The organism is Microbulbifer maximicatervae (SeqCode) (assembly GCF_052467505.1).
In genome coordinates this window covers 1488446-1500211 of sequence record NZ_CP174313.1, presented here as the reverse complement: position 1 = coordinate 1500211, position 11766 = coordinate 1488446, and the positions used below count along the sequence as shown (strand labels likewise).

The 11766-nt window shown below is 48.9% G+C and carries 11 protein-coding genes; 2 read left to right on the top strand and 9 right to left on the bottom strand.

What is annotated here, in order from left to right; translation table 11 throughout:
- Positions 1-9: 9 nt before the first annotated feature.
- Both ACJJIN_RS06725 and ACJJIN_RS06720 read right to left on the bottom strand, forming a co-directional pair.
- Complete coding sequence (locus ACJJIN_RS06725) at positions 10-531, bottom strand: homocysteine S-methyltransferase family protein (RefSeq protein WP_444897423.1); 522 nt, start codon at positions 529-531, stop codon at positions 10-12.
- Between the two features lie 298 nt (positions 532-829).
- Positions 830-1288, bottom strand: a complete 459-nt coding sequence (locus tag ACJJIN_RS06720; protein WP_444897422.1) for a nuclear transport factor 2 family protein — start codon at positions 1286-1288, stop codon at positions 830-832.
- 374 nt (positions 1289-1662) lie between these two features.
- Between ACJJIN_RS06720 and ACJJIN_RS06715 the strand changes: the two genes are divergently transcribed.
- A complete protein-coding gene (locus ACJJIN_RS06715; RefSeq protein ID WP_444897421.1) occupies positions 1663-1827 on the top strand; it encodes a group II intron maturase-specific domain-containing protein in 165 nt (54 codons plus the stop codon).
- A 253-nt stretch (positions 1828-2080) separates the two neighbouring features.
- Here ACJJIN_RS06715 and ACJJIN_RS06710 read toward each other — a convergent pair whose 3' ends face one another.
- The 7 genes from ACJJIN_RS06710 to ACJJIN_RS06680 all read right to left on the bottom strand — a co-directional run bounded on the left by ACJJIN_RS06710 (position 2081) and on the right by ACJJIN_RS06680 (position 10664).
- Entirely contained in the window at positions 2081-2425 is a 345-nt protein-coding gene (locus ACJJIN_RS06710; protein WP_444897420.1) for a hypothetical protein, read from the bottom strand.
- A gap of 26 nt (positions 2426-2451) precedes the next feature.
- Complete coding sequence (locus ACJJIN_RS06705) at positions 2452-2835, bottom strand: hypothetical protein (protein WP_444897419.1); 384 nt, start codon at positions 2833-2835, stop codon at positions 2452-2454.
- Positions 2836-3038: 203 nt separating this feature from the next.
- Complete coding sequence (locus ACJJIN_RS06700) at positions 3039-3422, bottom strand: SMI1/KNR4 family protein (protein ID WP_444897418.1); 384 nt, start codon at positions 3420-3422, stop codon at positions 3039-3041.
- Between the two features lie 328 nt (positions 3423-3750).
- On the bottom strand, positions 3751-5139 hold the full coding sequence (gene dbpA / locus ACJJIN_RS06695) for an ATP-dependent RNA helicase DbpA (RefSeq protein ID WP_444897417.1): 1389 nt from the start codon (positions 5137-5139) through the stop codon (positions 3751-3753).
- A gap of 263 nt (positions 5140-5402) precedes the next feature.
- Positions 5403-8537 carry an efflux RND transporter permease subunit gene (locus ACJJIN_RS06690; RefSeq protein ID WP_444897416.1) on the bottom strand — a complete coding sequence of 1045 codons (3135 nt, stop codon included), beginning with the start codon at positions 8535-8537 and terminating at the stop codon, positions 5403-5405.
- Positions 8531-10069 carry an efflux RND transporter periplasmic adaptor subunit gene (locus ACJJIN_RS06685; protein ID WP_444897415.1) on the bottom strand — a complete coding sequence of 513 codons (1539 nt, stop codon included), beginning with the start codon at positions 10067-10069 and terminating at the stop codon, positions 8531-8533. Before ACJJIN_RS06685 ends, ACJJIN_RS06690 begins: the two co-directional genes overlap by 7 nt.
- A gap of 193 nt (positions 10070-10262) precedes the next feature.
- The gene (locus tag ACJJIN_RS06680) at positions 10263-10664 is read right to left on the bottom strand and encodes a hypothetical protein (protein ID WP_444897414.1); all 402 of its coding nucleotides are present in this window, start codon (positions 10662-10664) and stop codon (positions 10263-10265) included.
- A 199-nt stretch (positions 10665-10863) separates the two neighbouring features.
- On the opposite strand from ACJJIN_RS06680, the gene ACJJIN_RS06675 reads away from it, so the two are divergent.
- Positions 10864-11757, top strand: coding sequence for a hypothetical protein (locus ACJJIN_RS06675; RefSeq protein ID WP_444897413.1), 894 nt, complete (start codon positions 10864-10866; stop codon positions 11755-11757).
- The last annotated feature ends 9 nt before the right edge of the window (positions 11758-11766 follow it).

Here is an 11766-nt window from a genome sequence, read left to right as displayed (position 1 = left end):
TTGGTAGTTTTACCATCTTAGCGAAGTGTCCGGAAGGATTAGACCACTACATGCCTCTGGTATAGCTGGTAGGGTTACTCCCATAAGGTAGTCAGCTTTAGAGGCTCCGAGCTTATCAATTTGCCAACGATGATAAGAAAGAGATTCTTTGTAAGTTAGGCCTTGTTCTGGTTTGTAGCAGTCATTTTTACAGCCGACTAGGCCTCCTACATATACATTTCCTTCCTTTGGCAAGATATTCGAGAGAAAGTTAACAGCGTCTTCATTGATAGACGTAGGCGCCTTGGCTAAAGAAACTCTCTCTGAGCTGGCCCTCCATGTGGGAGTTGCAAGCAAAAGAGGGAGTTTTGCATCAATTGCAAGGTTTATGTATTCACTGTAGATTCGTTTAAGGCTTTCAGCACCAGTTTTGCTATAGATTAATTTAGCATGGTCGACATGGCTACAAAGGCTTATATCTTTGTTACGCCTGACTCTTTCGAGTATGGCCGCTTCAGTAAGAATCAATTTTTCTGAAAGAATTCCTTGCAAGGTGCTCTCCGATGTAAGCGGTCGGGCGCTGAAGTTGAGCACCCAGTTATAAGTTTAAACCTTATACTGCCGCCATTAAAATTGCCATGCAAGAAAGACTAGGGTTAAAACCCAGCTACTGACAAAGTATACCCATTGAGCCATAAAGTGTACAAAACACACATTAGTTTTCTACAGCCTGAACCACTGGATAAGGCACGCCGTACTAACGCACTAGTTTTATGTTAACTTGCGAAGCCGGTGAGCAATCCAAAAGCGAAGTAGAAATGTAGGCGTTGCCCCTCATTCATTATGTTTTTCAGCGCATCTCTAGATATGCAATCGACGCCGGAACCCTCTTGGGTTCAACGTGTGTAGAATGCATCTGCTGTAGAACCCATTTACCATCTTCCTTGACCACCACAACACTTTCCAGCCATACAACATCTCGCGTACCCTCTTCAGAGGAAAAAACAGCTTTATTCCAGTAATTTATAAGGGCAATATCTTCTCTCACATCAGTAGAGATAAGGCTGTAGTAGTTCTCCCTCTTGTATTCAGCAGGGGGGACAGCGGCGATAAGTTCATCAATGCCCCAAACTTCTCCATTCTCAAGAAGCTCAAATTTGTCTGTTACAGACCTCTTCATAGCAGAATGATCAAACTTAGAGATAGCTGAAAAGAGTGCAATAACTGGTTCAAATGCTGGATCTGATCCTGCTACAGCAGGTCCAGAGAACAGTGACAAAACCAATGCAATTTTTCTTAGTGTTTTCATGGTTCCCTCCTAAAAACTAACGTTGCTAGCAAGAGCAGCCGAAGTGCCGCGTAGCTTTTCAAGCCCTGCCGCCGCCCGCTAAATTCAGAGGGAAAAATATCATACTTTCCCCACCAAATAACTATCTGATTGGATCTCCACATTGTAGCGCTGGCTTACAGGGCTCGTTAACTTAAAGCGAGGATGCTCAAATGAAACGGTGATACCAGTTTTAAGAGGGATCTTTGGGTAGTTGCGCCCATGTGTAACATGGTGCTTGCTGCAACTAAAGGGTTTTTATTTTTAGGGGCAAAGCTTGCCTGAAATGATAAGTCTCTGCTCCAATTTAAATACCATTCTCATCAGATTACTGGCTGATCCTGTGTGGTATTTCGATGGAAAAGATACTGAAAGAGCTTACCGTGTTTCTTTGTGGTTGGATCAATTGTTTTAGTATAGCCCAAGGTAATCAAAAATGTATTGATCTCGACTATTTGATAGGGCGGAGATTAATAATGAGCTATTGGAAGAACTGGCGCAGGGTTAGAGTGAAAGTCTGAAACTTACTGCACATGAGTGTAAGTGAATCGCTGGCAGTAACTTGTGCTTCGTCCGTCACAAGTTACTGGTGAAGTGCAAAAACTGAGAATGTTCATATCACTCTCAACAATGAGTTTTCGAAAAGATAGGTTTAATTTCGTTACGTGATCGCTGGGTAGATATTCATTACTGGTAGAGAGCGCCCATTGCAGTACCGCATGGTGGGTGGTGTGGGGCCGGTAGCTAGAAACTACTGGCTGCCCGATTAATATGCTATAGCCCTTGCCAACGCCAATTGTATATGTAGCCTTCTGGATTAACATAAAACATACGGGTTCGTTGATAGCCATTTTGCTGTGGTACGGTATATGTAGTATTTCCCCAGTAATCCGTCTGGACTCTTCCAGGAGTTTGCCCCAAATTTACGTAGCTGTTATAAATCAGAATTTCCCCTCCGCGACCATCATCGGCCACTTGATTTGGCGGCCCCCAGCTTGCAATTAGATCAGCCTTGTGATGCCCAACCCACGATTGCATAGCTTTATTGACTTGAGACGCACAACCACCGGCTAAAAGCGTACTCAGTAAAAGAAATAATATAATGGTAATTTTTTTCATCGTAGCCTCATATCACATATAACTTCTCAAGAAGAGGTGCGGTTTACGGTGTCCTTCTTGATTGATTTGTTATGCACTGACCTAATTGAAAAAAATATCAATTGAGCGCAGGCAATTAGTTGTATTAACGGAATATACCAATAATTTGTGCCGTACTCATTAAGATAGCTGTTGTAATCAGGGCCGCATAAATGGTTGCCGCTAATAGTAGTGTTTACCAAAAGCAAAGACCATATATATCCTATAAATAAACACGGTATTACTATTAAGTTGGCTGAGATGATTTCAAAGTATATGTTTGCTGGCTTGGCCTTAAAAATAATGAAGGAAGCAAGTAATGCAAAAGGAACAGCTAGAATGACACTCCCAACGTAACCACCTGTATCCCCCATAGTACAAGTTTCAGCCATAGGGCCGATCCACGATAGCAAACAAAAAAGTAGCGCAGAAAATACCGCAATTGTCCGTGCAAAAATATTTATAGCTTCACTCCATTTGGATCACAACGCCGCCATAAACGGATGCCGGAGCAACGCATAGGCATTCCGGTGGAGGCTGTTTCTTGGTCAGAACGTACTTAATGACTTTGTTAAATGTTTTCGGTTAAAATTTTCTACTCTTCAAGACAGTCATTGATATATTCTTCAATGTTTGAAGCCAGCTCCATATTTGAAATTTCTTTGTGATTAAAATCTTCTTCATGGTCTGCAATATATATAGAGGTATCTTCTTGGCTTAAATTGATAAAATAATAATTTCCGAAGCCATCGAAGCCTATTGCAAAAAAGTGATTTGGCCAATGATCTTGATAACAAAAACCATCTTCACGAAGCTTCCGATTAGTTTTTATAAGCCAGTCTAAGTCTTTTACAAGTTCTCCCTCAATCCGGTCTGGATCATCAGATTGTGGGAATGGATAATTTATAAGAGTATCGGTATAGAAAGATGGTAACTCAATGTCAAAGGCATTGTTAATTGTATTAATTGTATTTTTCATGTATTTGTGTATTGCCCACGTATAGCATTTATATAGTAATCATACGGATCACTATTATCCTGATTACTATTTCAGAATCAATTTCTTCGCTAAAACGAAAATATTGTTATAAAGTCATTGGATTAAATTTAGTTGTCACGGCCGTGCAAACTGCAAAAAGGATCACTTTGACTACTACCACATTTCTTATGTCACTCTGTAACTCTTTGATTCATAGTTGATTATTATATTTTTCGTCAGCTCTCGAAATAACAGTCAGGATAACCATGAACCCGAAGCGAGCGCAAAAGGGCAATCCCCCGGCGTTGCCAGGGGATAATCACTCGACTTAGCCTCGAATACGCCGCACCCGAAATTTACGTCCTTTCAACTTGCCGTTTTCTATTTTCTTCAGTGCTTGTGATGCTACATTGCGTTTAATCGCAACATAGGCGGTCATGTCCAGTACGTTGATCTTGCCAACATCTTTCCCGTTAATCGGGCGATCGCCGCCGGTTAGGGCACCGAGGATATCGCCGGGGCGGACCTTTTGCTTCTTGCCGCCATCGATTTGTAGGGTAGCCATCGGTGCCTGGAAAGGGGGTTCACTTAATATGCTGGCTGGTGGCGGTGTATCTGGATCGGATAGTGGGTCCTGGGTTAGGTCCATACGAACCAGTTTGTGGCCTTCCTTCTCGGCAAAAAAGGAGTAAGCGCAACCGCGCTCACCGGCGCGGCCTGTCCGTCCGATGCGGTGGGTGTGCACTTCCGGGTCTTTGGCGATATGAAAGTTGATAACGGCATCCAGCTTGTCGATATCAAGACCGCGTGCAGCTACATCAGTGGCTACCAGAATTGAAGCGCTGCCATTGGCAAATCGAATCAGGGTTTCATTGCGCTGGCGCTGCTCCATATCACCATGCAGGGCGAGGACATTGAAGCCAGCCTGTTTCAGATCATCGGCCACTTCATCGGTTTCGCGTTTGGTGTTGCAGAAAACCAGGGTATTGACTGGTTTATCATTGAGCAGGACACGCCGAGTCATCTCCAGGCGATCCTCGAAACTCTCAGTTCTGTAAAAGCGTTGTTCGATCACCTCGTCGCTATGGGCAGAATCAATTTTAACCATCACCGGTTTTTGCATCACTCGGGCGCTGAGCTTTTCAATTTCATCGGGGTAGGTAGCGCTGAATAGTAACGACTGCCGGCCAGTTGGCACCTGCGCCAGAATGGTATCGATAACGTCCTGAAATCCCATATCGAGCATTCGGTCGGCTTCGTCAAAGACCAGCGTATCGACATGCTCTAAGGAGAGTGTTCCTTTGCGCAGGTGTTCTTCGATACGCCCTGGAGTACCAACGATGATATGGGCTCCATGGGCCAGGGAGCCGATTTGAGGGCCGAAAGGCATGCCGCCGCAGAGAGTCAGAATCTTAATGTTGTGAATTGCCCGTGCCAGTCGGCGCAGTTCCTGCGCAACCTGGTCCGCCAATTCCCGTGTTGGGCATAGAATCAGCGATTGAATCCGAAAGCGGCTGACATTGAGCCGATGCAGCACCCCCAAACCGAAGGCGGCCGTTTTACCGGAACCGGTTTTTGCCTTGGCGATAACGTCCTTGCCGTCAAGAATGATCGGAAGCGTTTTGGCCTGAACCTCGGTCATGGACTTGTAGTTGAGTGACGCCAGGTTTTTCAGCAGGGCGGGGTTTAGGGGAAGATCGGAAAAAGGTGCAGTCAAGGTGAATCCTGGAGTCGTTAAATGTCAAATACGCGTATTACACAACCAGTAGGGAAAGTGATCGTCACCTACTTAGCCTTTGTGATCGCTGTAATTTTGCAGTTTGTGCAATACAAAATTTGTATGGAATTTTAACAGTTAACCTTGAAGAAACCTATGAATCACCTTGTTCCCGTCAAAGGCTTATCTATCCAGATTACCGCTTTGCAAGAAGAGAACAGGGGCACTGGGTAGCATAAACCCGGTGCCCCAATTTACTAACGTCAGCTTTGCTTTCCTTCGCGGGCCTTCCACTGATAGAAAACCCCGGGCATCACTAACAATACAAACAGCAGTGTGGTTATGGTGCCGCCCACCATTGGTGCTGCGATCCGTTTCATAACATCTGCACCGGTGCCATCGGAAACCATGACTGGTATCAATGAGATTAACAGTGTCAGGCTGGTCATTAGCATCGGGCGAATACGGCCAGCTGCCGCTTGGGCAACAGTCGCAGTATTGCCGCGCTCTGAGTTCTCTCCGGCGGCAGATAAGTAGTGCAGCATTAATAACCCCATCTCAGCGGCGAGACCAGCCATGGCAATCATGCCGACCCATACAGCAACGCTAAGTTTGTAGTCGAGCAGGTATAACAGCCAGAAGGCGCCGATCAGTGCCATAGGCATGGCGGTGAGTACAAACAGGGTGTCGGATAGCCTGCCTCGATGCAGATACAGCAGGAAGCACACAGCCAACAGGGTCAGGGGCACTAACCATTGCAGGCGGGACTTGGCGCGCTCCAGGTACTGGTATTGGCCGGCCCAGGCGATACGTTGCCCGGGAATCAGATTAACTTGATCGGCAACAACTTGCTTTGCGCGATTAACATAATCTGCAACGCCGATATCGCCCTTCAAGTCGACAAATACCAAGCCCACCAACTGCCCATCCTCATTGCGGATCATGGGCGGGCCAGTGCGGAAGTCCAGATCAGCCAGCTGGTTCAGGGGCACTTGGGAACCATCAGAGGCGGGGACCAGGATTTGTTCAAGCTGTTCAGGAGTATCCCGGTAGTCGCGGGCATAGCGCACTAATACATCGTAACGTTCGCGGCCTTCGATGGTCTGGGTTGCGGCCAGGCCACCAGCCGCTGCGGCGATCACATCTTCGATATCCTGTACATTCAAGCCGTGGCGAGAGGCCCGTGCGCGATCGATATCAAAGTCCAGGAAGTAACCGCCGGTTAGGCGCTCGGCGAAGACGCTTCGGGTTTGTTCCGCAGTGCGTTGGTCGCTGCGCAATGCTTCTTCGATAGCCAAAGCGGTCTGTTCGATTTCCTTCAGGTTATCTCCAAACACTTTGATGCCGAGCTGGCTGCGAATGCCGGTGGCGAGCATCTCAGTACGGGTTTGGATGGGCATCCACCAGATATTGGGCATGCCCGGATAGCGCAGTTTTTCATCCATTTCCGCCAGCAGGTCGTCCCAAGTCATGCCGGGGCGCCACTCACTTTTGGGTTTCAGGGTGATTACGGTTTCTACCATTGAGAGCGGTGCAGGATCGGTGGCGCTATTGGAGCGGCCAATCTTGCCAAAGACATGCTCAACTTCTGGGAAGGCTTTCAGTTCCTCGTCCATTTGTTGCAGAACCTTGCCCGCTTCGGTAACCGACATGCCGGGTAGGGCGGTGGGCATATACAGGATGCTGCCTTCATTGAGCGGCGGCATAAATTCACCACCTAGCTTGCTAATGGGGTAAGCCACAGAAACCAGAGCTAGTACCGCGAGAGTGGCTACAACCTTGCGTTGCCGTACGCAAAAGTGAATCACTGGTTGTAGTGTATGGACTAAAACGCGGGAAATCGGATTTTCCCTGTTGCGAATTTTGCCGCGCATTAGCAGTACAGCGAGAGCTGGAATCAAGGTGATTGCCAATAGGGCGGCGAAAGCCATGCTGTAGGTTTTGGTGTAGGCGAGGGGTTTGAATAGGCGGCCTTCGGTAGCTTCCAGCGCGAATACCGGCAGAAATGAAACCGTGATAATAATCAGGGAGAAGAAAATACTCGGTCCGACTTCCTGCATTGCCCGAACGATTAGCGTTCTTTTCTCGCCTGGAGACAACTCCTTATCCCCATCGGCTGCCAGCTTTTTGTGGATGTTATCCACCATTACCACTGCCGCATCCACCATGGCACCGATGGCTACGGCAATACCTCCCAGTGACATAATGTTGGCGGTAAGCCCTTGTAGGAACAGTGGAATAAAGGCCAGTAAAACAGCAATCGGTAGAGTGATTACGGCTACCAATGCGGAGCGGGCGTGGAGTAGGAAAATAGCGATCACGGCGGCAACCACTAGCATCTCTTCAATCAAGGTGCTTTTGAGATTGTCGATCGCGCTATTAATCAATTGTGAGCGATCGTAGGTCACTACCAGTTCAACGCCTTCCGGTAGGCCTGCACGGATTTGCTCGATGCGCTCTTTAACTCTCTCAATAACCTTGAGGGCATTTTCACCGTAGCGCATTACTACGATGCCACCTACGGTCTGACCCTCGCCGTCCAGCTCGGCAATACCGCGCTGCATTGCAGGCCCCAGGGTAATATCCGCTACCTGATCCAAAGTCACCGGAATTTTTGCCGCATTGACCCCGATCACCACATCTTCGAGATCGTCAACGCTGCGGATATAGCCCCGGCCACGCACCATATGTTCGTGGCCTGCGATCTCCAGTACCCTTCCTCCTGTGTCATTGTTACTGCGGCGAATGGCCTCGACCACTTTGCCGAGCGGAACCTTAAACATCTGCAAGCGATGGGGGTCGATTTGGACCTGGTACTCCTTTTCGTAGCCGCCAATGGAGGCGACCTCGGCCACGCCCTCAACAGAAGTGAGCCAATAGCGCAACTTGAAATCCTGTAGCGCACGCAGTTCTTGCAGGTCGTTGTTACCGCTTCGATCAACCAGCGCGTACTGGAACACCCAGCCCACTCCGGTAGCATCCGGGCCAAGCTTTGGCTGAACACCTTCTGGAAGCTGGTCGGCTACCTGGTTGAGGTACTCCAGGACACGTGAGCGGGCCCAGTAAATATCCGTCCCATCTTCAAAGATGGCGTAGACAAAGCTGAGACCAAAAAAGCTCTGGCCCCGCACATATTTGACTTTGGGCAGCCCTAACATTGCGGTGGAAAGCGGGTAGGTGATTTGATCCTCGACCAGGTCAGGGCTGCGCCCCGGCCAGTCTGTCATCACAATCACCTGGGCGTCGGACAGGTCCGGAATAGCATCCAGGGGGACACTGGTTAGCGCCCGGTATCCAGCCAGGGCTGCGATCGCTACAAGAATCAAAGTGATCCCCGGCTTACCGGCGCAGGCCCCAATAATTCGGGCAATCAGCCCTTTGGGTTCGGAATTTACCACTGCTGCACCCCCGACTTCAGGCGGCTTTCCGCCGCGATCAGGAATACACCCGAGGTGACAATTTTATCTCCTGCCTGGAGGCCAGAACGGATAACAATCCTGTCGCTGTCGCCATAACCGGTGCGTACCTGCACCGGCTCCAGACGACCCTGGCCCAAGTCGCGGAACACAATGCGTTTCTTGCCGGAGATTAATACTGAATCCCTGGGTACCACCAGGAGATTTCCCAGTTCGGCGGTTAACATGATGTCCGCAAACAGCCCCGGGCGCAGTTCACCATCGGTATTGGGCAGGGTCACACGCAGCCGTGCACTGCGGTTATTGTGATTAAGGAAGGGATCAATCTGGGTGAGGGTGGCTGGGATTTCCTCGTGGTAGACGTTGGTTAAACGCACCTTGGCCGGCATGCCTTTTTCTATCAACGGCAGCTGATCTTCGTAGGCGTGGGCTTCAATCCAAACCTGGCTGAGATCGGCTATGCGCAGCAGGTTGTCGCCCTTTTCAAACGCAGAGCCCGCGACAATATTCTTCTCAATTATCACACCACTGGCAGGTGCAAAAATCGGGATATAGTCCTGCGCTTTTTGCTGTTCAACCAGCCAGTCGATTTGCTCTTCAGAGAGACCCCACAACAGTAGACGCCTACGGGCTGCTTTCTCCAGGGCATCGCCACGGCGGCGGGCCTTTAGATACTCGTCCTGGACTGAGAGCAACTCGGGGCTGTAAACAGAGAAGAGTACTTCGCCGCGCTTAACCTGCTTGCCTTCAAAATCTGCATCCAACTCACCAATCCAGCCGTCGAAGCGCAGGCTGATATCCCGTAAACGGGTTTCGTCATAGGTGACCTGTCCGTGCAGGTGAATGGGCAGAGCGAAAGGTTGCCGCTCGACGATACCGGTTTTGATACCAATGGCCTGGCGCCGGCCGCTATCCACCACAATGCTGCCACTTTGCAGTTCATCGTGGCTCACAGGTTGCAGGTTCATACCGCAAATAGGGCAAGTACCGGCTTCGGCAGCTCTTACCGATGGGTGCATTGAGCAGGTGTAATAGGCAGTATCTGAAGCCTCAGGCGCAGATTTCAGGCGCAGGCCTTTGCGATTGGTGCTCATATCAAAGGCAAGATCGACATGCTTATCGTGGCCTGTCGCTACATCTACCACCATGGGCCAGGAGCCCACCATGGCCAGCTCAATTTCACCGGTGAAGATACCGGGGCTGGATTCGCTGATATCTGCCACGGCACGCATAGCTGGCATGGCGCCCATGGCAGGCATCTCGGCTACCGCGCGAACTTCGGCTCCAGATACCGGCTCATTGTCAGCATTGCGAACTTCAATTCGAATTTGGTTTTTACCCGCTTGGGGTTGCAACGGGTCGACAGACACGGCGATCTGGAAGGGGCCAGCTTGCACAAAATCGGCATTTGGAGCTTCGGCTTGTGCAGAAATTTTCTTCCAATAAAAGGCCGCGCCGGTAGCCGCTAACATCAGGGTAAGGGCGATTAAGCTCAATGTTTTTTGCTGGCTCATAGGGCACCCTCCTGAGTGAAGGAAAGGGGCATCTGCGCGCAAAGCACATTATCAATAAACGGGTCAACGAGCAGGCCACCAATGGCCGCTATAGCTTGTTGGGAAATCAAAAGGTTCACTCCTAGAACAATCTTTCTGAAGCCGCCAGCATGGGCTGGGGGCATATTTCGCTAGTCAGAGAGAAAGGGAGTGATCAAATACGCAGGCGCAAAGTGGCAAGCCAGGTTCGGTTGCCGGGGTGGGATTCTGTCGCAGTAGGAGATAATTCAGGTGCACCGAATGGCGGAGCCAGTATTTGGGGCCATTGGTAAGTTGGCGGTGGCGCCAACTGGGGAAGTTCCAGATTCAAGTATGCGGCGGTGACAGCAACTTGATGGTCGTCCAGCGAAGTCTTCAGGGAGACTTGGGCGTCATAGCCACAACAGTCATCATCTGAGTCTGACCCCTTGGCCATATCATCGCAGCAACATTCCGCTGATGGCTTGGGGTCCTCCATCATTTCGCAGGCGAGCACGGTCTGTACCTGCAACATCAGCAGGAGCAGGGCCGCCATGGCTATCAGCTTGGCGCGAAATGTGGACGAATAGTTCTTCATTACTGATAAATCATACACCAGAGGCCGGTTGCTCGACAAAGGTTGCTTTCGCTATGTGACCAAGGGGTATTTCCAAGTTTTTCTTTCTTCTACTAGGGGTAATTACGGCACAGGTTAACCCTTCGGCAGAGATTTCTTGACGATAGTTAGTAGATTCCCTTCGATAAATGCGACTACAACAGCACCACAAGGTGTCTCTATGAAAGTAACTCCTCCGGTTTGCCTCCTTCTGATCTTTTTATTGGCGGCACCTTCTTTTGCAGATTCTAAACGCACATCTCTCGAGGAGTTATTTGCGACTACCTATAAACATAATGAAGAGATTAACAGTGAATGGGTGCTGAGTAGGGAGCGGAACTTAGCTGCCTGGCAAAGAATGAGGGCTGTTAGGGAAGCTGCTAATAGGGGGGAAGACTTGTCATACCTCAGTAAGTATGGGCTTGAGAGAAAGTCCGCGTGGTACGAGATTGATTTAGGAAAGCAACGAGCGTGGCTGACGTCATTTAGACTGCTTGGGGTACTCTCTTCTTGGTATATGTTAAAGACGAATCAGGAGGAGCTTTATGAGCTTGGTATGACTGTGGCTGAAGTGGAAAAGTTGGGTCGCTATGTTATCGCCAATGACATCAAAGAAATAAGCATCCAGGCAAGATTGGATTATTTCCACAAAGAGGAAGCTGGTTACATAGGCCGGATCCTTCAAGGAGGTGAGGACTTTGCCGCTATCTATTTAGAGCTTCAAGGTAATCTTGAAGCTCTTGAACACCTCTTGGAAACTAATTGGATCATAGATCTATTCAGAAAGTTTGATAGTGAAGCTCAAGAGATATTACTGGCCTATAGCTTATCGAAATATAATTCACGAGAGGGAATGGGCCGTAGTAATTACAGTCTGGATCAAGAAGCCGAAATGTTTGTCGATAAATTTCTCTCTGGAGAGATCAATGCAATGACGAAGGAGGCTTTGGAAAGGCTTCAAGAGAAAAGGCTGGCTAAAAAAGCTACCATCAATGTGGAATTTAAGCCTCCGGTTGATTCGCCCGTAAATGAGTGCAAGTGTCCTCCCGATCAATGTTCCTACAATAATTCTTGATTATACTTA

Coding starts and splice junctions, on each gene's coding strand:
- ACJJIN_RS06715 (WP_444897421.1), top strand. CDS start 1,663: ATGGAAAAGATACTGAAAGAGCTTACCGTGTTTCTTTGTGGTTGGATC.
- ACJJIN_RS06675 (WP_444897413.1), top strand. CDS start 10,864: ATGAAAGTAACTCCTCCGGTTTGCCTCCTTCTGATCTTTTTATTGGCG.
- ACJJIN_RS06680 (WP_444897414.1), bottom strand. CDS start 10,664: ATGAAGAACTATTCGTCCACATTTCGCGCCAAGCTGATAGCCATGGCG.
- ACJJIN_RS06685 (WP_444897415.1), bottom strand. CDS start 10,069: ATGAGCCAGCAAAAAACATTGAGCTTAATCGCCCTTACCCTGATGTTA.
- ACJJIN_RS06705 (WP_444897419.1), bottom strand. CDS start 2,835: ATGGCTGAAACTTGTACTATGGGGGATACAGGTGGTTACGTTGGGAGT.
- ACJJIN_RS06700 (WP_444897418.1), bottom strand. CDS start 3,422: ATGAAAAATACAATTAATACAATTAACAATGCCTTTGACATTGAGTTA.
- ACJJIN_RS06720 (WP_444897422.1), bottom strand. CDS start 1,288: ATGAAAACACTAAGAAAAATTGCATTGGTTTTGTCACTGTTCTCTGGA.
- ACJJIN_RS06710 (WP_444897420.1), bottom strand. CDS start 2,425: ATGAAAAAAATTACCATTATATTATTTCTTTTACTGAGTACGCTTTTA.